This is a genomic window from Streptomyces olivaceus (assembly GCF_000721235.1).
GTDB classification, from domain to species: domain Bacteria; phylum Actinomycetota; class Actinomycetes; order Streptomycetales; family Streptomycetaceae; genus Streptomyces; species Streptomyces olivaceus.
This window is the reverse complement of record NZ_JOFH01000009.1, coordinates 146,590-169,776: the sequence shown is the minus strand read 5'-3', so window position 1 is coordinate 169,776 and position 23,187 is coordinate 146,590. Positions and strand designations below refer to the sequence as shown.

Here is a 23,187-nt window from a genome sequence, read left to right as displayed (position 1 = left end):
TCCCGCGTCCCGCGTGCACGGGCGCAGGTGTTTCCTCCCGCAGCCCGCAGCGGAAGTCCGTGCCGCGACGCCACCGTTGCCACGCCACCGCCGGGATGCCACGGCCGCGACGCCGGAGGCACCCGACGCCGGAGGCACGCGACGCCGGAGGCCGCGTTCCCGCGTCCGGCGGTGACAGTTCGGCCGCCGCCGAAGCGACCGGCGCCTACCGTTCGGGGCATGAGCGACACGGACACCGCCCCCGCGCCCGGCGAGGACCAGCGCCGACGCGCACCCGCGCACCGGGCGAAGCCCGAGTACCACACGGAGCCCCCGTACCTCACCGACGCGGCCGGTGATCCGTCGTGACCGCCTTCGCCGACCTGCACCGCGCCGGTGCGCCCCTGTTCCTGCCGTGCGCCTGGGACCACGCCTCCGCGTCCGCCCTCGCGGAGCACGGCTTCTGCGCCGTCGGCACGACCAGCCTGGGCGTCGCCGCGGCGGCCGGGCTGCCCGACGGGGCCTCGGCGACCCGCGACGAAACCCTGCGCCTGGCCCTCACCCTCGGCTCGGGCCCGTTCCTGCTCTCCGTCGACGCGGAGGGCGGCTTCAGCGACGACCCCGACGAGGTGGGCCGGTTCGCCCGGGAGCTGGCGGCGGTGGGGGCCGTCGGGATCAACCTGGAGGACGGGACGGGACCGGCGGACCGGCACGCCGCGAAGATCGCCGCGGTCCGTTCGGCCGCCCCCGGCCTGTTCGTCAACGCCCGCACGGACACGTACTGGTCGGGCGACGGCGACCCCGCGGAGACGATGCGGCGCCTGGAGGCCTACCGCGAGGCCGGCGCCGACGGCCTCTTCGTCCCCGGGCTCACCGACCCCGCCCGCATCGGGCACCTCGCCGCCCACTTCGACGTACCCCTCAACGTCCTGTACTCGCCCGGGGGACCCGCCCTCGCCCACCTCGCCGACCTCGGCGTGCGCCGCGTCAGCGTCGGCTCGCTGCTCTACCGGCGGGCGCTGGGCGCGGCCCTGGCGGCGGCGGCCGACATCCGGTCCGGCCGCGTACCGGGCGGTCCGACGCCCCCGTACGGCGAGGTCGCGGCGCTCGGCGGACCGGTCCGGGCACCCGGCGTCAGCCGGCCAGCACCCCGCGCACGAACGCGTTGGTGAACTTGCCCGCCGGGTCCAGTGCCGCGGCCAGCGCCCGGAAGTCGGCCAGGCGGGGATAGAGCGCGCGCAACTCGTCCGCCGGGGTGGTGAACACCTTCCCCCAGTGCGGTCGGGCCGCGAACGGGGCGAGCGCCTCCTCAAGCCGCCGCACCACCGGCACGACCGCCGCCGTGTCCTCGACCCAGGTGAAGTGCGCCGCCACGGTGTCCCGGCCGTAGGCGGGGCTCAGCCACTGCGCGTCGGCGGCGACCGTACGGATCTCGCAGGTCTGGAGCACCGGCGCGAGGACGTCACGTATCGCGTCCATCGCGTGCAGGGCGTCCGGCGCGTGCTCCCGCGGCATGAGGTACTCGGACTGCAGTTCGGCACCGCTGCTGGGCACGAAGTCGGCGCGGAAGTGCGGCAGCCGCTCGTGCCAGGGCCCCGGCGCCCCGAACTGCTCCGTGCAGTTGACCGCGTTCATCCCCGGCACCGGGTGGTGCTTCTCGGTGGCCGGCGTCGCGTGGGGGAAGTCGGGCAGGGGCTGGTCGGTGCGCCGCTTGAGCCACACCTGCCGGAAGCCGGGCGCCCGCCAGTCGGTGAACAGGCTCACGCTGTACGCCGCCGCCATCACGGTCTCGAACGCCGCCGTGTCGAGACCGGCCAGCGGCAGCCCGGTGAAGACGTGCTGCTCGACCTCGTAGGCCGGCTCCAGGTCGAGTGTGAGCGAGGTCACCACGCCCAGCGCGCCGAGCGAGGTCACCGCACCGCCGAACCGCTCGTCGCCGCGGGCGATCACCACCGCCGAGCCGTCCGCCGTGACCAGCTCCACCTCGCGCACCACCGACGCCAGCGACCCGTTGCCGACGCCCGAGCCGTGTGTGCCGGTCGCCACCGAGCCGGCGACGGAGATGTGCGGCAGCGACGCCATGTTCGGCAGCGCGAGGCCCCGCGCGTGCACGACCCGGGCCAGCTCCGCGTACCGGACCCCGCCGCCGACCCGCACCGTACGGGCCGCGGTGTCGACGTCCACCTCGGACGGCAGGTCCGCCAGTGACAGCAGGACGCCCCCGGCGCCCGGCTCGGCGATCTCGTTGAAGGAGTGCCCGCTGCCCAGCACCCGCACCCGGTCGCTGCCCGCGACCAGGTCCCGCAGGGTCTCCGGGGAGCGCGGCCGGAACAGCTCCTTGGCCGTGTACGTGATGTTGCCGGCCCAGTTGGTCACCGTGATGTCGCTCATACCGCGGAAACCTACCCGGCGCGTCTGGAGGGGCCCCGCGCGGTGAACCGCTTCCGCGGGGGCATACCGTGAGAAGTCGAACGCCGGAGCTGGGAGGAGACACGGGATGGACAGCCGTACCGCGCTGGTCGAGGATCTGATGGAGCGGTTCCCGCACGTGCCGCGCGAGGCCGTCTTCAAGGAGGACCTCCTGCGCGGCGGCGTCGCCTTCGACCCGTCCGCGCTCAGTGACAACGAGAGCGGCGAGGTCAAGCCGAAGTCGTACTTCATCTTCTCCTTCGACCATGGCACCCTGCCCGAACTGGGCGAGGCCGCGCTGCGCCGCCCGCCCGAGGAGATCATCCTCACCGGCGGCCCCTACGACCTGCGCCGCACCGTCGTCTCGGTCCGCGTGAACCCGTCCTCGCCGTACCGGGTCGCCGCGAACGAGGACGGCGTCCTCGGGCTGTACCTGGACGGCAAGCGGATCGCCGACGTCGGCGTACCGCCCATGCCGGAGTACTACCGGCACAAGCTCTCCAACGGGAAGTCGGTCATGGAGGTGGCCCCGACCATCCAGTGGGGCTACCTGATCTACCTGACCGCGTTCCGCGTCTGCCAGTACTTCGGCGCCAAGGAGGAGTGCCAGTACTGCGACATCAACCACAACTGGCGCCAGCACAAGGCGGCGGGGCGGCCGTACACGGGCGTGAAGGACGTCGACGAGGTCCTCGAGGCGCTGGAGATCATCGACAAGTACGACACCGCCAAGATCTCCACCGCGTACACGCTCACCGGCGGCGCGATCACGTCGAAGGTCCAGGGCCTGGACGAGGCCGACTTCTACGGGCGGTACGCCAAGGCCATCGAGGAGTACTTCCCGGGCCGCTGGATCGGCAAGGTCGTCGCCCAGGCGCTGCCGAAGCCCGACGTCCAGCGGTTCAAGGACTACGGCGTGCAGATCTACCACCCCAACTTCGAGGTGTGGGACGAGTACCTGTTCAAGATGTACTGCCCCGGCAAGGAGCGCTACGTCGGCCGCGACGAGTGGCACCGGCGCATCCTGGACTCCACCGAGGTCTTCGGCGCGCGCAACGTCATTCCCAACTTCGTCGCCGGCGTGGAGATGGCCGAGCCCTTCGGCTTCAAGACCGTCGACGAGGCCATCGCCTCCACCACCGAGGGCCTGCGCTTCTTCATGTCGCACGGCATCACGCCCCGCTTCACCACCTGGTGCCCGGAGCCGACCACGCCGCTCGGCAAGACCAACCCCGACGGGGCGCCGCTGGAGTACCACATCCGCCTGCTCCAGGCATACCGCCAGACCATGGAGGACTTCGGCCTCTCCTCGCCCCCCGGCTACGGCCCGCCCGGCGCCGGCAACGCGGTCTTCTCGGTCAGCTCCTTCATGGACAGCCTGCCGGCGGACGCGCCGGTGGAGGTCTGAGAGACCCGGAGGGCGGCGGGCGCACGCCCGCGCGAGGGCGGCGGACAACCGGCGCACGACGCTTGTCAGCCGGGCCGGAGACATGACAGGCTACGCGCTTGCCGTGAGGCCGGCCCTGCCCAACTCCGTCGATCCCTGTGGTGAGTTGGCCTCGCCCGTGGACGCAGTGGATGCAGGAGTCCGATGCCCGACGCGCCGAGCCCCAAGGACGCCGCAGAGGCGGCGCTGCTCGCCGAGAGCCGGGACACGGTGCTCTCCTACGCCGACCTGTGCACGGCGGGCTCCGAGGCGGCCGCCCGGCTGGCCGCCGAGGCCCTCGACCACGGCCTGCGCGAGGTCCGCGCCGCCGAGGCGACCGCCGCCGCCCGCGGGTCCGCCCGGCACCCCTCGCGGCTGCCGCGCGTCCCGCTGCTGCTGACCGCCGTCCGTACCACCGCGGCGGCCTGGGAGGAGGCCGGGCGCGGCCACGAACTCGACGGCGACCTGCGGCGCTGGCTGCACTCCGACCGGGCCGCCCGGTACGCCGGGCCCCCGCCCGGCCGCCCGCTCGCCCTGCGCGGCCTGCGGGACATGCAGGCCGCGGACGCCGAACTGCTGTGGCTGGCCGACGTGGAGGCCCTGCCGACGGCCGTGGTGGCCCGCCGGCTCGGCCTCGACCCGGCCACCGTGTCCGACGAACTCGCCCAGGTGCGCGAGGTGTTCCGGGACCGCTGCCGCCGCGGCCACGTCGACGCACCGCCGTCCGCCGGGTGCCGCGCCTACGCCCGCCTCCTCGACGCGGTCACCAGGTCGCCCGGAGCCGACATCCCCGACGACCTCTCCGACCACCTGACGACCTGCCCGGACTGCGCCGAGGCCGCGGCCTGCCTGCGCCCGCACGGCACCGGCCTGCCCGCGGCCCTCGCCTCCGGCGTGCTCGGCTGGGGCGGGCACGCCTACCTCGAACGCCGCCGCCGCGCGGCCGAGGCGCGGCTCGCCGCCGGACGCCCCGGACCCGCCGACGACGGCCCCGCCGACGCCGCGCCCGACGGCACCCGCCGTGCCCGCCTCGTGCGCGCGAGCCTGCTCGCCACGGCCGTCCTGGTGTCCCTGCTGGCCCTCACCGTCTCCCTGATGCCCTTCGGCGCCACCGCCGAGGACGCCGCCGCGCCCGCCGACACCGTGGACGGCCGCGCGGCCACCGTCCCCTCGCCCCCGTCCACGCCCCCGCCGTCCCCGGCGGGCCCCGAAACGCCGCCGGAGACGCTTCCGGCCGCCCCCACGAGCACCGGCGCGACGCCCGCGACGTCCGCGGCCTCCGCGCGGTCCGGGGCCTCCGCGCGGTCCGCGGACCCGGGCCCCGACCCGGAGCCCCAGGGCACCGCCACCCCCACCGCGCCCGCCGGGGCCCCGCCGGCGGCGGCCCCCGTCGCCGGGTGCACGGTCCGCTACGACCTCGCGGGCCAGTGGCCCGACGGTTTCCAGGCCGCCGTCAGCGTCACCACCGCCGACGCCCTCGACTCCTGGCAGGTCGCCTGGACCTTCCCCGACGGCCAGCGCGTCGACCGGATGTGGGACGCGAGCCACACCCAGGACGGCTCCCGCGTCACCGCCACCGCCGCCGACTACAACCGGTCCGTCCCCGCGGGCTCCACCCTCACCTTCGGCTTCCTCGCCACCTGGCACGACGGGAACACCCCGCCGCACGACTTCACCCTGAACGGCCGGGACTGCGGGTAGCCCGCCCCGGCGCGGTTCCCCGGCGGCGGAGGGCGGTTTTTATTGCCTGGCGTCCGCGGGCCCGCCACTCCTAGGATGCGGGACTGGCCGGAGGACGGCCGAAGACCGACGGCTGCGGCCGTCCGAGCAGAGCGGGGGTGTGACTGATGACTGTCATCGCGGTGGGCGCTGCCCACGTCCGGAAGTTCGTCAAGTCCACCTCTGTGGCCACCGGCTGACCTCACCATTCATCCTCCCGCGCCCGTGCGCGCGGTGCCGGTGCCACCCTTGTGAAGGGTCACCCCTTGTCTTCGTCTTCTCTTCCGAGTCCGTCCCCCTCGCATCCGCTCGCCCCCTACGGCTGGGACGCGGACCGGGAGGCCGAGTTCGCCCCGTACGCCGAGCAGGGCTGCCTGCCCGGCAGGGTCGTCCGCGTCGACCGCGGGCAGTGCGACGTCGCCACCGCCGACGGCGTGCTGCGGGCCGACACCGCGTTCGTCACCCCCAACGACCCCCTGCGGGTCGTCTGCACCGGTGACTGGGTCGCCGTCGAACCGGACGGCGACCCGCGCCACGTCCGGACGTGTCTGCCACGCCGTACCGCGTTCGTGCGCTCCACCTCCTCCAAGCGGTCCGAGGGGCAGATCCTCGCCGCCAACGTCGACCACGCGATCGTCGCCGTGTCGCTCGCGGCCGACCCGGACCTCGCCCGGATCGAACGGTTCCTCGCCCTCGCCTGGGAATCGGGGGCGCAGCCCCTGGTCGTCCTCACCAAGGCCGACCTCGTCCCCGACCCGGTGACCCTGTCCCACCTCGTCCAGGACGTGGAGAGCGCCGCGCCCGGCGTGCAGGTGCTGTCCGTCAGCGCCGAGCAGGGGGAGGGGCTCGACGTCCTCGCCGCCACCGTCGCCGGCGGCACGGCGGTGCTCCTAGGGCAGTCCGGCGCCGGCAAGTCCACCCTCGCCAACGCGCTGCTCGGCGCGGACGTCATGGACGTGCGGGCGATCCGCGACGTCGACGGCAAGGGGCGGCACACCACCACCACCCGCAACCTCCTCGTCCTGCCGGGCGGGGGAGTGCTGATCGACACCCCGGGGCTGCGGGGCGTCGGGCTGTGGGACGCGAACACCGGGGTGGAGCAGGTGTTCGCCGAGATCGCGGAACTGGCCGAGCGCTGCCGGTTCCACGACTGCGCCCACGGGACCGAGCCCGGCTGCGCGGTCCTCGCCGCCATCGACGACGGCGAACTGCCCGAGCGGCGGCTGGACAGCTACCGCAAGCTCATGCGCGAGAACCAGCGCATCGTCGCCAAGACCGACGCCCGGGTCCGGGCCGAACTGCGCAAGGAGTGGAAGCGCCGGGGCGCCCTCGGCAAGGCGGCCATGGAGGCCAAGCGGGGCGGCGGCATGCGGTAGTCCGGTCACCCCCGCCGCAACGCGATGTCCGATTTCCGCCAGCCCGGCCCCCCGGTCTGGCGGAGACTGGACGACGTACGCCCTGAGGCACCTGCGGGCAGCAGGAGAGCGGGAGAAGGACCGATGACCACCCCCACCCACCGGCACTACTGGCACGAGATCGACAGTCCCGTCGGGCGGCTGCTGCTGACCGCCGGACCGGACGGCGCACTCACCTCGCTGTCCGTGCCCGGCCAGAAGGGCGGCCGCAGCGTCCAGGACGGCCGGCGGCACGACGCCGGGCCCTTCCGGGCGGCCGGGGAGCAGCTCGCCGCCTACTTCGCCGGGGAGCTGACCGCCTTCCGCCTGCCGCTGCGCGCCGAGGGCACCGCCTTCCGGGAACGCGTGTGGGCCGCCCTGGACGACATCCCCTACGGGGCGACCACGACATACGGCGAGATCGCCGCCCGCATCGGCGCCTCCCGGCCCGCCGTACGCGCCGTGGGCGGTGCGATCGGCGCCAATCCGCTCCTCATCCTGCGCCCCTGCCACCGCGTGATCGGCGCCGACGGCTCCCTGACCGGGTACGCGGGCGGCCTGGAGCGCAAGACCCGGCTGCTGTCGCTGGAGGGCGCCCCGCTCACCCCGCAAGGACCGCGCCCAGCCACGCTCCGGTGATCAGCAGGCAGGCGAACAGTTCCACCAGCACGTCGGCGCCGCCCGTGCGCAGCGCCGTACGCAACGACGCCATCGCCTCGCCGTGCCGGCCAAGACGCAGCCGCTCGGCGAGGTAGATGCCGCCCAGGAAGCCCGGGACCGCGCCGAGCACCGGGAGCAGGACGAAGCCGAGGACGGCGCCCGCACCCCCGTACGCCGTGAGCCGGCGCATGGCCTCGTCGCGGCGTCTCCTGCGGCTCGGCAGCGCCCAGCGCACCGCCCGGGACAGCAGCAGTACGGCGGTGGCGCCGACGAACACCGCCCACGCGAGCGGCCGCGGATCCTTCAGGGCCCACCACAGGACCCCGGCCCACACCAGCCACGACCCGGGCATGCCGGGGAGCAGGATGCCGCACAGCCCGAGCAGGATCACCAGGCCGGCCAGCAGGAGGTCCCACGCTCCCATCCGTCCAGGGTGCCGGAGCCCGGCGCGGTCCGCGAAACGGGGACGCCGGGCGCGGTCCGCGAGGCGGGGCACCCGGGCGCGGTCCGCGAGGAGGGGGTGCCGGGCGCGGTCCGTGCAATGGCGGAGGCCGGGCGGCGCCCGCCCCGGCCGGCGGTCAGGGTTTTCTGGCCACCCAGTCGCGTTCGTAGGCGTGCCAGCCCAGCTGGAGCCTGGTGGTGACCCCGGCCAGCTCCATCAGGTGCTTCACCCGCCGCTGCACGGTCCGCAGGCCCAGGTCGAGCTGCTTGGCGACGCTCGCGTCCGTCAGCCCGGCCAGCAGCAGGGAGAGGATCTCCAGATCCGTGCCGTCCGGCTCCCGCGGACCGTGCTCGGTCACGCCGGACGTGCCGAGCCGCAGCGGGAGGGCGTCCCGCCACACCGACTCGAACAGCCCGGACAGCAGCTCCAGCAGGCCGCCGGCGTGCACCACCAGCGCGGCCGGCTCCGAGGAGTGCGAGGCCAGCGGCACCAGGGCGAGCGACCGGTCGGCGACGACCAGCTTGGCCGGCACCCGGTCCACCACCCGGACCTGCTCGTCCCGGCCCAGTGCGGCGGTCAGCTCGGTGATGCCGGACGGCTGGTCGAGGACGGACCGCTCGACGACCACCCGGTAGCGGACGGAGCGGTCGGCGGCCTGCTCCTCGGCGTCGTTCCCCACGCCGGTCACGACGACCGGGGCACCGGTGACCAGCGCGCACACCTCGTCGCGCGCGCCCAGCCGGAGCTGGAGGAAGCGCTGGGCGACCGCCGCGCCGCCGGTCACCACCTCCACCAGGTCGTGCACCGCGGGCTTGGCCGCCGCTGCCCGGTACTCCTCCGCCAGCAGCGCCGCCGCCAGCTCCGCCTTCTCCAGCTCGTGCCGCTGCCGGGTGAGCAGGGCGCCCAGCGCGACGCCCGGCGGGGCGGCGACCCAGCGGCCCGGCCGGGCCGAGGACCGAGCGGCGAGCCCGTGCTGCTCCAGCCGGCGCAGCGCACCCTCGGTGTCCCGCTCACCGCGCGCCAGCCGCCGGGCCAGATCGGGCACGTCGGCCGCGCCCACGGACACCAGGGCGCGGTACGCCGCCTCGTGCGTGTCCTCCAGACCCAGCGCTCCCAGCACTCCCAGCGTTCCCGCCATCCGACGCCGCCCTCCCCGTGAACTCCGGCCACCACCCCGACCGCCGCCAGCCGGGCGGACTCCGTGGCGGAGAACGGCCACGGCGCGAACCCGCCCCGGGACATCATCGCCGTGCCGCCGGTCACTCCGCCAAGGTGGTGGCGCCGGGCGGTCCTCCCGTGGGGGATGGGACCGCTCGGTCACCCCGCCTCGCAGAACCGTTCGACGCGTCCCCCGAAACGCCGCCCGGCGCGCGGCGGTCCGCCGGAATTTACCGATGCCCCGTTTTCATCCGGCTCCGGCGGTGGACAATCAACAGCATGAGTCAGCAGGGGGGAAGGCCCACCGGTCCCGTCGGTCCTGAGGACGACTGGTGGGGGCAGCTGTACGACGACTCCACCGACGACACCGGCCCCACGGCGGCACCGGATTCCCTGGACGACCGTTTCGCCTCGGCCGCGGACACGGTGACGGGCCCACCGGACGCGGGCCCGCCGCCCACTGTCCCGGGGCCCCGCGTGGGTCCGCCGCCCGCTGTTCCCGGGCCCCGCGTGGGCCCGCCGCCTGCTGTTCCCGGTCCGTCGGACGCGGGTCCGCCGGGTGCGGGTTCGCCCGTCGTTCCCGGGCCCCGGACGGGGGAGCCCCCGCCGCCCGCGTCCCGCCGTCCGGGCTCGGCCGCACCGGGGGTCCCGTGGGTACCGCGCCCGGCGCACCCGGCGCACCCGGCCGAGCCGTCGGCCTCTCCGCCCGCGGGACCGCCGCCTCGGAACGCCCCGGACACCCGGAACGCCCCGGACACCCGGAACGCCCCGGAGACCCCGGACGCCCCGAACACCCCGCGCCCGCTGTGGTCCGCGCAGCCGCAGCCGCAGCCGCAGCCGCCGCACCCCCCACGCGGGCGTACCGCCTCCGGTACCGGCGCCGCCGATCTCACCGAGCCGCCCGACCCGTCCGCCCCGGGACCCCCGCCACCGCCCCCGCCCCGGGCCGTGTCCGATCTCCCCCCGCCTCCGCCCCCGTTCCTCCCCTCGCGGCCGCCGGAGCAGGTGGACCGGCCCGGCGGGCAGGGGACCCCGGCGGGCTACGTCGGCTCCGGTCCGCCCACCTACGACGCCGAGCCCACCGCGCTGCCGCCCGCCGACCCCGACGGACTGGACGGGCTGGTCCCGGACACCGTGCTGGACGGTTCCCGGTACGGGACCTGCACGCTGCGGGCGGTCTCCGTGCGCGGCGACTCCGCGCGGTACCGGGGCGAACCGCGGCGCGACGCGCTGCTCGTCGCCCGGTTCGGCGCCGGCGAGCAGGCGCTGGTCCTGGTGGCGATGGCGACCGGCGCCCGGGCCACCCCCGGCGCGCACCGGGCCGCGGCAGAGGTGTGCCGGTGGATCGGCCGGGCCGTGGGCCGCAGTCACGCCCGGCTCGCCGAGGACCTGCGGGCGGCCCGGCGCGGCGACCTGAAGTCCGGCCTGCACCGGCTCACCGACCGCAGCCTCGGCCGGCTCCGGGCCGGCGCCGCCGAACAGGGCCTGGCCCCCGACGAGTACGCGGCGACGCTGCGCTGCCTGCTGCTGCCCGCCGACCCCGAGTGCCGGACACGGGTCTTCTTCGGGGTCGGCCCCGGCGGACTGCTCCGGCTGCGGGACGGCGCCTGGCAGGACATGGAACCGAGCGCCGGCGACCTCACCGGCGGGCCTGTCCTCGGCTACGGCGGACTGCCGGCCGGCACCCCCTGGGCCGGCTCCGGCCACGCTGCGGACGGACCGCCCGAGGACGACCGGCTCACCATGGACCTCGGCGTCACCGCGGCCCCGGGCCCGTACGACGGACCGCCCGCCGAGCGGCCCCGCGAACCCTTCCGCTTCCGGGCCTCGGTAGCCCGCCCGGGTGATGTGCTCCTGATGTGCACCGCGGGCCTGGCCGAGCCGCTGCTGAGCGAGCCCGGGCTGGGTGAACTCCTCGCGCGGCGATGGGCGGGCCGTACCCCGCCCGGACTCGCGGAGTTCCTCGCCGACAGCGGCGTACGGGTCAAGGGCTACGCGGACGACCGTACGGCGGCCGCCGTTTGGGAGGCGTGAGCCCGCCCGCTGTGGCATAGCTGGAGCCATGGCCAAACAGAACGTCGCGGAACAGTTCGTCGACATCCTCACCCGTGCCGGCGTCGAGCGCCTCTACGGCGTCGTCGGCGACAGCCTCAACCCGGTCGTGGACGCCGTGCGCCGCCACTCCGGCATCGAATGGGTGCACGTACGGCACGAGGAGACCGCCGCCTTCGCCGCCGGGGCCGAGGCGCAGATCACGGGGAAGCTGGCCGCCTGCGCCGGCTCCTGCGGACCCGGCAACCTCCACCTCATCAACGGTCTCTACGACGCCCACCGCTCGATGGCCCCGGTCCTCGCCCTGGCCTCCCAGATCCCGTCCAGCGAGATCGGCCTCGGGTTCTTCCAGGAGACCCACCCCGACCGGCTGTTCGGCGAGTGCAGCCACTACAGCGAGCTGATCTCCAGTCCGAAGCAGATGCCGAGGCTGCTCCAGACCGCCATCCAGCACGCCGTCGGCCAGGGCGGCGTCAGCGTGGTCTCGCTCCCCGGCGACGTCGCGGACGACCCCGCCCCGGAGCGCGCCGCCGAGACGGCACTCGTCACCTCCCGGCCGACCGTCCGGCCCGGCGACGAGGAGATCGACCGGCTGGTGCGCATGATCGACGACGCCGACCGGGTCACCCTGTTCTGCGGCAGCGGCACCGCGGGCGCGCACGCCGAGGTCATGGAGTTCGCCGGGAAGCTGAAGGCGCCGGTGGGACACGCGCTGCGGGGCAAGGAGTTCATCCAGTACGACAACCCCTACGACGTCGGCATGAGCGGCCTGCTCGGCTACGGCGCCGCCTACGAGGCCACCCACGAGTGCGACCTGCTGCTCCTGATCGGCACGGACTTCCCGTACAACGCCTTCCTGCCGAACGACGTGAAGATCGCCCAGATCGACGTCCGCCCGGAGCACCTGGGCCGGCGCTCCAAACTGGACCTGGCGGTGTGGGGCGACGCGCGGGAGACCCTGCGCTGCCTGATCCCGCGGGTGAAGGAGAAGAAGAGCCGGCGCTTCCTGGACCGGATGCTCAAGAAGCACGCGGACGCGCTGGAGGGTGTGGTCAAGGCCTACACCCGCAAGGTCGACAAGCACGTCCCGATCCACCCCGAGTACGTGGCCGCCGTGCTGGACGACCTGGCGGACGACGACGCGGTCTTCACCGTGGACACCGGGATGTGCAACGTCTGGGCCGCCCGCTACATCACCCCCAACGGGCGCCGCCGCATCATCGGTTCCTTCTCCCACGGCTCCATGGCGAACGCGCTGCCGATGGCGATCGGCGCCCAGTTCACCGACCGGCGCCGGCAGGTCGTCTCGATGTCCGGCGACGGCGGCTTCACCATGCTGATGGGCGACTTCCTCACCCTGGTCCAGCACGACCTGCCGGTGAAGGTCGTGCTCTTCAACAACTCCTCGCTCGGCATGGTCGAGTTGGAGATGCTGGTCGCGGGCCTGCCCTCGCACGGCGTGGCCAACAGGAACCCCGACTTCGCCGCCGTCGCCGAGGCCTGCGGCGCCTTCGGGGTGCGGGTGGAGAAGCCCAAGGACCTGGCGGGCGCGCTGAAGGCGGCCTTCAAGCACAAGGGGCCGGCCCTCGTCGACGTCGTCACCGACCCCAACGCGCTGTCCATCCCGCCGAAGATCAGCGCAGACATGGTCACCGGCTTCGCCCTGTCCGCCTCGAAGATCGTGCTGGACGGCGGGGTGGGCCGCATGGTCCAGATGGCCCGCTCGAACCTGCGCAACGTGCCCCGGCCGTGACCGGGCGCAGGGCCGTCGCGGGGGTGCACACAGCACTCCGGGACCGGCCGCGCCCCGAGACCTCCCGGGGCGCGGCCGGACCCCGGTAGTGTGCTTCGTCCGGGCCGTTCCGTGCGCCCGGTTGTGCCGCCCGCGGTCGGTCGCGTCCGGTGCGGCGAACGGTTGGTGGAGGTGCCAGTGTCCGTGTCGGTCCGGCCCGCGCGGTTCGGGGAAGCGAGGCTCCTGACCGAGCTGGCGCTGCGTTCCAAGGCCCACTGGGGATACGACGCGGCGTTCCTGGCGTCCTGCCGCGAGGAACTCACGCTCGACGACGCGGAACTCGCCGGGCGTCGGACCACGGTGGCGGAGCGGGACGGCGGCGTCGTGGGCTTCACGACCCTGGAGGGTGAGCCGCCGCAGGGCGTGCTGGGCATGATGTTCGTCGATCCGGACGCCATCGGGGAGGGCGTCGGGCGCCTGTTGTTCGCCCATGTCGTCGAGGCGGCCGGGACCCTGGGGTTCACCCGGTTCACCATCGACGCCGACCCGAACGCCGAGCCCTTCTACGCGGCCATGGGAGGCGTCCCGGTCGGCACCGTTCCCTCGGGGTCGATCCCCGGCCGAAGCCTCACCCAGTACCTGCGCGAGGTTCCGGGCTGACGCCCTCCTCCTGCCCGAACTGCCCGAAACGGGCAGCCGATGCGGATCGGCATGCGTGGCCCGGGTCCGAACGGGCAAGGCTTTCCCCGTGAAGGTGTTCGAACGGCGGGGGACTAGCAGGACGGACGGAGGAGACGACATCAGCACGCCGACGGGGGACATGAAGGAGCAGGCGGCGCCGCAGCTCAGGCAGCGGCTCGGCCGGGCGGACCTGCGGGCGGTGCCCGAGGCCCGGCGGGCCCTGCGGAAACTGCTGCGGCACTGGGGCGAACCAGGACAGTCGGAGGTCGCGGAGCTGCTCACCAGCGAACTGGTCACCAACGCGCTCGTCCACACCGAGGACGGGGCCGTGCTCACCGCGACGGTCGGGCCACGGGCGCTGCGGGTGGAAGTGCGGGACTTCGTCGGCCGGCCGCCCCGGCCGCGCGGCCCGCAGCCGGAGGAGGGGACCAACGGGAGAGGGCTGGTCCTGGTGGAGTCGCTCGCCGACGACTGGGGCGTGCGGCCCTGCACGGTGGGCAAGTCGGTCTGGTTCGAACTCGGAGCCGAGGCCGCCTGAGCCGCTTGAGGCGACCGCCACCACCGGAACAAGCGAAGAGGCGCCCGGGACGACCGCGTTCGCGGTTGCGTCTCGGACGCCTCGGACGCCTCGGACGCCTCGGACGCCTCGCGCGTGTCGACGGCCGACTTCCCGGCCCGGTCACCCGGTTCGCTAGCCGAACTGCTGCTCCAGGTCCTTGAGCTTGCGCTCCAGGGAGTCCAGCCGCGGCAGGGCCTGGGTGTCGTCCTCCGCGGTGAGGTCGACCGTCACCTGGTCAGAGCCGCTGCGAACGGGCTGCAGGGAGGGAAGCTGGCGTACGGGCAGCTGCTCGGGAGCCGATATGGCAGGCTCCGCGGTGGCGCGTTCCGTGCCCCGCTCCATCTGCTGCACCTCGACCTCGACCTGGCGGCCGCCGCGTCCGGGGAAACCCCGGTGGCCGTGCCCGCGGCTGATCGCCTTGAGCTGCGCCCGCTCCAGGCGCTCCTGCTCGCGCCGGCGCAGCTTCTTCTCCTCCTTCTGGCGCCGGTCGTCGCGCACCTCCTCGACCGCCTCGTCCAGGCTGCGCACGCCCTCCAGGAGCATCAGCGACCAGGCGCGGTACGTCTCCCGGGGAGCCCGCAGCCAGCGGACCATGCGGATCTGCGGCAGCGGACGCGGCACCAGGCCCTGTTCGCGCAGGGCGGCCCGCCGGGTCTGCTTCAGGGCCCGGTCGAACAGCACCGCTGCCGACAGGGACATGCCCGCGAAGAAGTGCGGGGCCCCCGCGTGACCCAGGCCGCGGGGCGCGTGCACCCAGTTGAACCAGGCCGCGGCGAACGCGAAGGTCCACACGAGTATCCGCGAGCCGAGCGCCGCGTCACCGTGGCTGGCCTCGCGCACCGCGAGGACGGAGCAGAACATCGCCGCTCCGTCGAGCCCGAACGGGACGAGGTACTGCCAGCCGCCGCTCAGCCCGAGGTTCTGCTCGCCGAAGCCGACCAGGCCGTGGAAGGAGAGCGCCGCGGCGACCGCGGCACAGCAGAAGAGCAGGACGTAGGAGACGGTGCCGTACAGGGCCTCCTTGCGCCGGCGGCGCTCCTCCATCCGCTCCCACGAGTCGTCCGCGCCCGCGTCCTTCCCCGGGGCGCGCTTGCCGCGCGCGAGCACCGCCACCGCCGCCAGCATGCCCAGGAGCAGCACGGCGCCCGGAAGCAGCCAGTTCAGCGATATGTCGGTCAATCTCATCAGGGGTCCCTTGCAGTGGGATAGGGCGTAACGCCCGCCATGGTGGCCCAAACCCAGCGGTCCTCAGGGGGTTTCGGGGCAAGAGGCCGCCAACGAGGTGCGAGGAGGGTGCCCAGGGCGGCTTTCTGCTCGAACTGCCGCGTGAGGAGCGGGAGTTGAGTTCGAATAAGACTACCCGTACGAGTGGTTCCACGGAAAGTTACCGCAACGCGTGGGGGAGTTGTGAAGGGGTAGTCGCGAAACGGCTTCGGTCGTCCCGGTCGCCTCAGTCGGTGATCCTAGTCGACGATCTTGGTCGGCGACGCCGACGGCTCCCGGGCACGACGCGGGGACGGGGCGGACTCGGTGCGGGCGCAGTGCGGCTGCGGTGCGGACTCGGTGCGTACGCGGTGCTCAACCGGCGGTGGCCAGCAGCTTGTTGACGCGGTCCGCGTCGCAGGTGCGCGGGCAGGTGGCGCACGTGTCCTCGGGGCGCAGGGTGTAGAACATGCAGCAGCTCGCCCGGTCCCGGGTGTGCAGCGGCTGCCCGTCCGGCCCCTTCAGCTCGCGGAAGGCCGCGTTGCCGACGTACGGCCTGGTCGCCCCCGGCAGCAGCAGCTCCAGTTCACGGCGGGCCCGCTCCTGCTCGCCGAGCAGGTGGGCGACGTACCACAGGCCCTCGACGATCTCGTCCGTCGCCATGCCCCACAGGGCCCGTCCGCGGCGCCGCATACGGGGGCCGAATCCGGCCAGTACGGGTTCCAGGTGCTCGGCGACCGAGGCCCGCACCTCCGCCCGCAGCTCCTCCTCGCCGGCGACCACCCGGGCGCCGGGCAGCGCGGCGGCCGGGTCGCCGGGCAGGCAGGCGAAGCCGGCGGGGCGCAGGGCCATGCGGCCGAGGGGGAGACCGGCGGCGGTGCGGTCGTAGGCGACCCGCGCGGCGGGCAGCCGGGGCACCCGGCGGTGCAGGAACCACGGCACGGTGATCAGCAGGCAGGCCGGCCACGCGTACCGGTGCAGTCCGAAACTCGCGATCACGTCCGGCCGGGCCCGCTGCCCGTAGTCCCGCAGCACCTGGGCCTCGTCCCACGCGAGGAAGGCCGCCAGCTCCGCCCCGCCCGCGGCCAGCGCGTCCGCCGTGACCCAGCCGCCGCCGTGCGGGGCCCGTTCCGAGGGCGCCTGCTCGGTGACGCCCAGCCCGGGAAGGACCTCGGACAGGCGCGCATAGGCGTCCGTGAGGGCCGAGCGGGCGACAGGCATGAGGGACCACCGATCCACATCGGAACACGGGCGAACGGACCTCGGGCAGCACCGGCTGTTAGAGGTAAGCCTTACCTTACCCAAGATCCTTCGGATTTGAACTGACGGCCCGTGCCCTTAGGGTGCTTGACGGACAGGTGCCAACCCGCCGCAATGACCCCAAGTACCGACACGTCCCGCAGGAGGACCCCGTGAAGCCCAGTGCGCAGGGTGCCGCCGAGGCGGTGCGGGTGCCGGTGCAGCCCGGGGCCGCGGACGTGGACCGGACCGGTGCCCCGGGCCGCGAACGGGGCCGGGGCCGGGCCGGGGACGACGGCCCGGTGGACGGCGCCGCGCGCGGCGAGCACACGCACAGTGAACCGCCGCCGCCCCACCCGCGCCCGCTCGTCCAGCGCTCCTCCGTGCGCGGTCAGATCCTCGACGCCCTGCGCAACGCGCTGGTCACCGGCGAGCTGCGGCCCGGCGGGGTCTACTCCGCCCCCGTCCTCGGCGAACGGTTCGGTGTCTCCGCCACGCCCGTGCGCGAGGCCATGCAGCAGCTGGCCCTGGAGGGCGCCGTCGAGGTCGTTCCCAACCGCGGCTTCCGCGTGGTCGAGCGCGGCGAGGGCGAGCTGGCCGAGCTGGCCGAGGTCCGCGAACTGATCGAGGTCCCGGTGTGGCTCCGGCTGGCCCGCACCGTGCCCGCCGAGCGCTGGGCCGAGCTGCGCCCCCTGGCCGAGGCCGCCGTCCGGGCCGCCTCCTCGGGCTGCCCCGCCACGTACGCCGAGGCCGACCGCGCCTTCCACCGCGCGGTGCTCGCCCTGGCCGGCAACGACCAGCTCGTCCGCATCGCCGGGGACCTGCACCGCCGCGCCCAGCGGCCGCCGGCCGCCGCCCCCTCGGTACGGGGGCGGGCCGACCTGGTCGCCGACGCGCACGAGCACACGGCCCTGCTGGACGCGCTCATCGCCGGCGACCAGGAACGGGTGCGGGCCCTCGTGGGGGCGCACTTCCGCGCCCGCTGAGGAGTCCGGTGGCCCGCAGGAGCCTCCGTTCGGGACCGGTCCGGCCTCAGGAGCCCTTCGCCGGTGCGGCCTCGGGCCGTTCGGTGCGGCTCTCCGGCATCCGCTTCCCGTCCGGGCTGCTCTTCGCCCCCTTCCCGCCGCCCCGGCCGCCGCGGCGCCCGGGACGGCTCCCGCGGCCGTGCAGTTCGACGGCCAGCGGGGAGGCGGCGAAGACCGAGGAGTACGTCCCGACGGCCACGCCGATCAGCAGCGCGAGGGCGAAGTCGGTGAGCGAGTCGTCGGCGAGCACGGCGAGCGAGGCGAGGATGAGGACGGCGCCCATACCCGTGTTGACCGTGCGGGGCAGGGTCTGCAGGATCGCGTCGTTGGTCAGCCTGTCGAACGGGGTCTTCCGCTCCCGGCCGAGCAGTTCGCGCACGCGGTCGAAGAGGACCACCGAGTCGTTGACCGAGTAGCCGATCACCGTCAGCAGCGCGGCCAGGAAGACCCCGTCGATCGGCTTGCCCAGCCAGGCGAACACGCCGACCAGGATGATCACGTCGTGGGCGAGCGCGCTGACCGCCGCCGTGCCGAACAGCAGGCGGAAGCGGGCCGCGAGGTACAGCAGCTGGGCGCCCAGGGCCAGGCCCAGGGCGATCAGCGCGTCCCGGCGCAGCTCCTCGCCGAGGCTCGGGCCGATCAGCTCGTCGCGGACCTTCTCCGTGTCGCCGCCCATCCCGGCGACGGTCTCGGTGACGGTCGCCGCCTCCGCGTCGGTCAGCTCCTCGGTGCGCACGGTGAGGTCGCCGTCGCCGGAGGACTGGACGACGGCGCGCGGGAAGCCCGCGTCGGCGAGGGCGTCCCGGGCCCGGTCGGGGTCGACCTGGGTCGCGGTGGAGTACTCGATGAGCCGTCCGCCGGTGAACTCGATGCCGAAGTTCAGCCCGCGGACCAGGACGCCGGAGCCCGCCGCCACCAGGACCACCAGCGAGGCGGCCAGCCAGCGGCGCGGCCGGCGCATCAGGAAGGGGTTGCGGCGCAGCAGGGCGTCACGGACCGGGCCGGTGCCCGCGATGCCGGTGATCCGCGGGCGGCGGTAGACGGCCGGGCGGCTCGCGGCGAACTCGGCGAGCACCCGGGTGATCACCAGCGCGCTGACCATCGAGGCCAGCACACCGATGCCGAGCGTGACGCCGAAGCCCTTCACGGGCCCCGAGGCCAGGAAGAACAGCAGGGCGGCGGCGATCAGCGTGGTGATGTTCGAGTCGGCGATCGCGCTGAAGGCGCTGCGGAAGCCCTCGGTCAGCGCGGCGCGGGTACTGGGACGGGTGCGGGCGGCCTGCTCCTCACGCGCCCGTTCGAACACCAGGACGTTGGCGTCCACCGCCATGCCGATCGCCAGCACGAAGCCCGCGAGGCCCGGCAGAGTCAGGGTCGCGCCGAGCGCGGCCAGGCCGGCGTAGGAGATCAGGCCGTAGCAGAGCAGCGCCACGGTCGCCAGGGCGCCCATCAGCCGGTAGACGACGATGATGAACAGCGCCGTCAGCGCGGTGCCGATGACGGCGGCCCAGGCGCCGGCCGAGATCGCCTCGTCGCCCAGCGTGGCGCCGATGGTGCGCTGCTCGACGGTCTCGACCGGTACGGGCAGGGCGCCGCCCTTGATCAGCAGCGCCAGTTCGCGGGCCTCGGCGTCGTCGAAGGAGCCGGTGATCTGCGTGGAGCCACCGGAGATGCCCGCCCCGCAGGCCACGGAGGGGTCGACCTGCGGCGAGGAGATGATCTTCTCGTCGAGCACGATGGCGACCCGGCGCTGGGGATCACCGGCCGGATGGCAGGCGGCCTCGCCGGTCACCCGGGCCCAGCGGTCGCTGCCCGCGTCCTTGAAGTCGACGGTGACGTGCCACCCGGCGCCGTTCTGCTGGTCGAACAGGGCGTCGGCGCCCTTGACGTCCTGCCCGGTGAGGGCGGCCGCCGCGAGCCGCAGGGACTGCCCCGACTCGTCCGGCAGCACGCGCTCGCCGTCTCCGGCCTCCCCGGCCGCGTCACCGGTCTCCCCGGCCGGGCCGAGCACCGGGTGGACGGTGAGCTGCGCGGTGCGGCCCAGTACGTCGGCGGCCTGCTTCGGATCCTGTACGCCGGGCAGTTCGACGACGACGCGGTTGTCGCCGGAGCGGACGATGGTCGGCTCGGCGACCCCGAGCGCGTCGATGCGGCCGCGCAGCACCTCCACGGTGCGGTCGGTGGCCTCGCGGTCGGCCTCGGTGGTGGCGGTGGACTTGGTCTCCAGCACGATCTGGGTGCCGCCGCGCAGGTCGAGTCCGAGGCGGACCGGCATGGTCAGGGCGATGGCCACGGACGCCGCCAGCACGGCCAGGGCGAGCAGCGCGCGGACGCGCGAGCCGCCGGTCCGGGACCGGGTGCGTGGACGGATGCGTGGACGGGTGCGGGTACGGGAGCGTGAACGGTTCAACGCGGGCCTCCGGCGGGCACACCGCGGCGGCGGCCGAGCGCGGCCGCGGCGGGGGAAGGGAAAAGGGTTCGGGTGTCTCAGATGCCGGAGGGCCCCGGAGGCGCCCGCCCGCTGTCGTGGCTCGCGCGGCCGGGGGAGACGAGCACCGGTCCGGGCGCCGCCGAGGTGCGCGTGAGGATGCGGGCGACCGTGCCCGTACCGCGCGCGGCGGCGGCCGCGTGGTGGTCCGGCGCCGTCGGGCGCTCGCCCAGGTGGTCGTGGCGGGCCCTGACCGGTGAGGCGCAGACGGGCGTACAGCCGTCGTCGGCGTGGAGGTCGAGGTCGGGGTGGGGTACGGCCGCCCCCGCGGCGACGGGTGCGGCTCCGCCGGCCTGCGGTGCTGCCTGTGCCCCGGCCGCCGGCCAGGCCGGCACCAGGGCCAGCAGAACGGCGAGCAGGACGCCGAGCGCGGTGGCGGCCGTGCGGTGCGGGGCGGTGCGGGGCGCGGGACGGCGCGGGGGAGTGCCGCGGTGCGTGCGGGCGGCGCGGTGTGCGGGGGCGGTGTCGTGTGCGGGGGCGGTGTCGTGTTCGGGGCGCATGCACCGTCCCCCTTCTTGGTTCTAAGTTTCCTGGCGAGGTGGTGCGGGGCGGAGCCCGGGGCTCCGGCCGGGGAGTGGGCGGCCGAAGCCCCGGGCGGTTCGTGGGGCGGACCGTCAGGGTTCGATGAGCCCGGCGCGGATGGCGTACCGGGTCAGGTCCAGACGGTCGCGCAGGCCGAGCTTGTGCAGGAGGTTCGCCCGGTGCCGCTGGACGGTCTTGATGCTGATGAAGAGGATCTCGGCGATCTCCTTCGAGGAGTGCCCCTCGGCGACGAGCTTGAGGACCTCCTCCTCGCGCGGGGTGAGGATGTGGTCGGCGTTCTCCTCGCCGTGCCGGACCCGGTCCAGGTAGTTGCGGATCAGCGCGGTCACCGCGCCCGGGTACAGGAAGGGCTCGTCGCGCATCGCGGCCCGGCAGGCGGCGACCAGGTCGCGGTCGGCGACGGACTTCAGCACGTATCCGCAGGCCCCCGACTTCAGCGCCTGGAAGAGGTACTGCTCGTTGTCGTGCATCGTCAGCATCAGGATGCGCAGCCCCGGCTTCAGCGCGGCCAGCTCGCGGGCCGCCTGGAGGCCGGTGAGCCGGGGCATCGCGATGTCCAGGACCGCGAGATCGGCCTCGTGCGCCCGCGCCATGTCGATGGCCTCCGCACCGTCCCCGGCCTCGGCGACCACCTCCAGGTCCGGCTCCCGGTCGAGGATGAGGCGCACACCGCGGCGTACCAGCGCGTGGTCGTCGGCGAGCAGGATACGGATCCTCGACGGGGCGGTCGCGGCGGCGGACGGGCCGGGCGCGGCGGAGACGGACACGTCGGACGCGGCGGAGGCGAACGCGTCGGACGCGGCGGAGGGTTCGGGCGAGGTCGGCTCGGACATGGTCAGTGCTGCTTCCTGGGGACGGGTGCGGTGAGGCGGATGCGGGTGCCGGCGCCGGGCGCCGAGGTGATGTCGAGGGCGGCGCCGATGAGCAGGACGCGCTCCCGCATGCCGCGGATGCCGGCGCCCTCGCAGGCCGCCTCGATGCCGCGGCCGTCGTCGGCGATGGTGAGGGTCACCGCTCCGCCCGCCGGGGCCAGGCTCACCTCCACCCGCGCGGCGTCCGCGTGGCGGGCGGTGTTGGTCAGGCCCTCCTGCGCCACCCGGTAGAGGACCAGTTCGGTCTCCGGGTCCAGGGCGGGCAGGTCGGGGTCGAAACGGCGTACCACCCGCAGGCCCGTGTGGGTGGCGAAGTCGTGGGTGAGGGAGGACAGCGCGCTGATCAGACCGAGGTCGTCCAGCACCCCGGGCCGCAGCCGGCGGACCAGGCGGCGGACCTCGTCCAGGCTCTCCCGGGTGATCTCCTGCGCCTGGTGGAGTTCGTCGCGCAGCGGCTGCTCGGCGTCGTCCGCCGCCCGCCCCAGGACCAGCAGGATCGCCGTCATGCTCTGCCCGACCTCGTCGTGCAGCTCCTGCGCGATACGGCGCCGCTCCGCCTCCTGGGCGGTCAGCACCCGCGCGGTGCTGGTGGCCCGCTCGTGCTCCAGGCGCTCCAGCATGGCGTTGAACGTGCGGATCAGCTCGGGCACCTCGCCGCCGCCGGAACCGGCCACCGGCAGCCGCTGGCCGGGGCGCAGCAGGTCGACCGTGGTCATCACCCTGGTGAGCCGCTCCAGCGGCGCCAGACCCCAGCGCAGCAGCGCGCCGTTGGCCACCAGCATGACGCTCATGCCGACCACCAGGACGACGGCCTCGGTCAGCAGGATCGGTACGGAGACGGTCACCGGGGCCCACAGCAGCAGCGCCGTGGCGAAGCCCAGCACCACCGCGTTGAGCCCGAAGATCCGCCAGAACAGGGACACCGGGGGTACGCCTCCTTCAGCGACGTGTCGACTGGTACGCCTCTACTGTCGGTCATCGCGCACCCTCGGTGGGAGCTGCGGCCCAGGTAGCGACCGAGCAAGCGACCAGCGTGACCCGCCCGACCCCGCGGAGTCGATGGGTTCCGACCCCCATTTCCCCGTCACGGGGCACCCATATGGCCGCGTCCGCGGGACGCCGAGTGGATCCCGTGTCCCCGGGCAAATGGGTCCTGCGCCCGATGGGTTTCCCCTTCCGGCCCGTCCATGGTTGACGACGACCGGGTCCGATTCGGCCCGGCCTCCGCCGTACCCACGGCCCTGCCGAGAAAGGGACTCACCGTGTCGCTCGACGCTTCCCGTACCGAACCCCGTCCGGAGCGGCTGACCGCTCACGAGGCGCGTCAGCGCCTCGAACACGCCCGCAGTACCCGGATGACCCAGCTCCAGGCCCTCGGTGAGAGCGGCCAGGTGGACGACCAGCTGATGTCCGCTCAGCAGGCCGCCATCGCGCGGGTGCTCAAGGAGATCGACGAGGCCTTCGCCCGGGTGGACGCCGGCACCTACGGCAACTGCACGGGGTGCGGCAAGCCCGTGCCGGGGGAGCGCCTGGAGATCCTTCCCTACACGCGGTACTGCGTCGCCTGCCAGCGCCGGGCCGCCACCTGACCCTTCGCATCCTCCGT

Annotated in this window: 21 protein-coding genes; 12 read left to right on the top strand and 9 right to left on the bottom strand. The window is 74.6% G+C overall.

The features are described 5' to 3' along the window. The first annotated feature begins 219 nt into the window (after positions 1–219). Both IG94_RS44070 and IG94_RS0112610 read left to right on the top strand, forming a co-directional pair. The gene (locus tag IG94_RS44070; RefSeq protein ID WP_263446138.1) at positions 220–348 is read left to right on the top strand and encodes a hypothetical protein; all 129 of its coding nucleotides are present in this window, start codon (positions 220–222) and stop codon (positions 346–348) included. After that, positions 345–1,151 carry an isocitrate lyase/PEP mutase family protein gene (locus IG94_RS0112610; RefSeq protein WP_031034721.1) on the top strand — a complete coding sequence of 269 codons (807 nt, stop codon included), beginning with the start codon at positions 345–347 and terminating at the stop codon, positions 1,149–1,151. The genes IG94_RS44070 and IG94_RS0112610 overlap by 4 nt, the downstream gene beginning before the upstream one ends. On the opposite strand, the gene IG94_RS0112605 is transcribed toward IG94_RS0112610, so the two are convergent. Continuing rightward, positions 1,114–2,370, bottom strand: a complete 1,257-nt coding sequence (locus IG94_RS0112605; protein WP_031034719.1) for an FAD-binding protein — start codon at positions 2,368–2,370, stop codon at positions 1,114–1,116. The genes IG94_RS0112610 and IG94_RS0112605 overlap by 38 nt on opposite strands. A gap of 106 nt (positions 2,371–2,476) precedes the next feature. Here IG94_RS0112605 and IG94_RS0112600 point away from each other — a divergent pair, with 106 nt between their 5' ends. The 4 genes from IG94_RS0112600 (at position 2,477) to IG94_RS0112585 (ending at position 7,566) form a co-directional block, all read left to right on the top strand. Beyond that, complete coding sequence (locus IG94_RS0112600) at positions 2,477–3,796, top strand: radical SAM protein (protein ID WP_031034718.1); 1,320 nt, start codon at positions 2,477–2,479, stop codon at positions 3,794–3,796. A gap of 183 nt (positions 3,797–3,979) precedes the next feature. Then, the gene (locus tag IG94_RS0112595; protein ID WP_031034717.1) at positions 3,980–5,515 is read left to right on the top strand and encodes a cellulose-binding domain-containing protein; all 1,536 of its coding nucleotides are present in this window, start codon (positions 3,980–3,982) and stop codon (positions 5,513–5,515) included. Between the two features lie 284 nt (positions 5,516–5,799). Next, positions 5,800–6,909: a ribosome small subunit-dependent GTPase A gene (gene rsgA / locus IG94_RS0112590; RefSeq protein WP_031034716.1), complete on the top strand. Its 1,110-nt coding sequence runs from the start codon at positions 5,800–5,802 to the stop codon at positions 6,907–6,909. Between the two features lie 123 nt (positions 6,910–7,032). Continuing rightward, complete coding sequence (locus IG94_RS0112585; protein ID WP_031034715.1) at positions 7,033–7,566, top strand: methylated-DNA--[protein]-cysteine S-methyltransferase; 534 nt, start codon at positions 7,033–7,035, stop codon at positions 7,564–7,566. Here IG94_RS0112585 and IG94_RS0112580 read toward each other — a convergent pair. Together IG94_RS0112580 and IG94_RS0112575 are read right to left on the bottom strand one after the other, a co-directional pair. Then, positions 7,529–8,011: a DUF456 domain-containing protein gene (locus tag IG94_RS0112580; protein ID WP_031034714.1), complete on the bottom strand. Its 483-nt coding sequence runs from the start codon at positions 8,009–8,011 to the stop codon at positions 7,529–7,531. The genes IG94_RS0112585 and IG94_RS0112580 overlap by 38 nt on opposite strands. 154 nt (positions 8,012–8,165) lie before the next feature. Further along, the gene (locus IG94_RS0112575) at positions 8,166–9,149 is read right to left on the bottom strand and encodes a helix-turn-helix transcriptional regulator (RefSeq protein ID WP_031034712.1); all 984 of its coding nucleotides are present in this window, start codon (positions 9,147–9,149) and stop codon (positions 8,166–8,168) included. Between the two features lie 317 nt (positions 9,150–9,466). Here IG94_RS0112575 and IG94_RS39945 point away from each other — a divergent pair, with 317 nt between their 5' ends. The 4 genes from IG94_RS39945 (at position 9,467) to IG94_RS0112555 (ending at position 14,190) form a co-directional block, all read left to right on the top strand. Further along, the gene (locus IG94_RS39945; protein ID WP_031034711.1) at positions 9,467–11,221 is read left to right on the top strand and encodes a protein phosphatase 2C domain-containing protein; all 1,755 of its coding nucleotides are present in this window, start codon (positions 9,467–9,469) and stop codon (positions 11,219–11,221) included. Positions 11,222–11,249: 28 nt separating this feature from the next. Beyond that, entirely contained in the window at positions 11,250–12,992 is a 1,743-nt protein-coding gene (locus tag IG94_RS0112565) for a pyruvate dehydrogenase (RefSeq protein WP_031034708.1), read from the top strand. A 177-nt stretch (positions 12,993–13,169) separates the two neighbouring features. Next, on the top strand, positions 13,170–13,631 hold the full coding sequence (locus IG94_RS0112560) for a GNAT family N-acetyltransferase (protein WP_031034706.1): 462 nt from the start codon (positions 13,170–13,172) through the stop codon (positions 13,629–13,631). Positions 13,632–13,791: 160 nt separating this feature from the next. Then, positions 13,792–14,190, top strand: a complete 399-nt coding sequence (locus IG94_RS0112555) for an ATP-binding protein (RefSeq protein ID WP_031034703.1) — start codon at positions 13,792–13,794, stop codon at positions 14,188–14,190. Between the two features lie 153 nt (positions 14,191–14,343). Here IG94_RS0112555 and IG94_RS0112550 read toward each other — a convergent pair whose 3' ends face one another. After that, the gene (locus IG94_RS0112550; protein WP_031034700.1) at positions 14,344–15,396 is read right to left on the bottom strand and encodes a DUF2637 domain-containing protein; all 1,053 of its coding nucleotides are present in this window, start codon (positions 15,394–15,396) and stop codon (positions 14,344–14,346) included. 393 nt (positions 15,397–15,789) lie between these two features. Next, positions 15,790–16,635 (bottom strand): (2Fe-2S)-binding protein, encoded by an 846-nt coding sequence (locus IG94_RS0112545; RefSeq protein WP_031034699.1) that lies wholly within the window; start codon positions 16,633–16,635, stop codon positions 15,790–15,792. 191 nt (positions 16,636–16,826) lie between these two features. Between IG94_RS0112545 and IG94_RS0112540 the strand changes: the two genes are divergently transcribed. Continuing rightward, positions 16,827–17,639 (top strand): GntR family transcriptional regulator, encoded by an 813-nt coding sequence (locus IG94_RS0112540; protein ID WP_031034698.1) that lies wholly within the window; start codon positions 16,827–16,829, stop codon positions 17,637–17,639. Between the two features lie 46 nt (positions 17,640–17,685). On the opposite strand, the gene secD is transcribed toward IG94_RS0112540, so the two are convergent. From secD to IG94_RS0112520, 4 genes are all read right to left on the bottom strand, one after another. Then, positions 17,686–20,049 (bottom strand): protein translocase subunit SecD, encoded by a 2,364-nt coding sequence (gene secD, locus IG94_RS0112535; RefSeq protein WP_031034696.1) that lies wholly within the window; start codon positions 20,047–20,049, stop codon positions 17,686–17,688. A 116-nt stretch (positions 20,050–20,165) separates the two neighbouring features. Beyond that, positions 20,166–20,666, bottom strand: coding sequence for a hypothetical protein (locus IG94_RS0112530; RefSeq protein WP_031034694.1), 501 nt, complete (start codon positions 20,664–20,666; stop codon positions 20,166–20,168). Positions 20,667–20,780: 114 nt separating this feature from the next. Beyond that, positions 20,781–21,542, bottom strand: a complete 762-nt coding sequence (locus IG94_RS0112525) for a response regulator (RefSeq protein ID WP_031034692.1) — start codon at positions 21,540–21,542, stop codon at positions 20,781–20,783. Positions 21,543–21,544: 2 nt separating this feature from the next. Beyond that, positions 21,545–22,504 carry a HAMP domain-containing sensor histidine kinase gene (locus IG94_RS0112520; RefSeq protein WP_031034688.1) on the bottom strand — a complete coding sequence of 320 codons (960 nt, stop codon included), beginning with the start codon at positions 22,502–22,504 and terminating at the stop codon, positions 21,545–21,547. Positions 22,505–22,843: 339 nt separating this feature from the next. Here IG94_RS0112520 and IG94_RS0112515 point away from each other — a divergent pair, with 339 nt between their 5' ends. Continuing rightward, a complete protein-coding gene (locus tag IG94_RS0112515) occupies positions 22,844–23,170 on the top strand; it encodes a TraR/DksA family transcriptional regulator (protein WP_031034685.1) in 327 nt (108 codons plus the stop codon). The last annotated feature ends 17 nt before the right edge of the window (positions 23,171–23,187 follow it).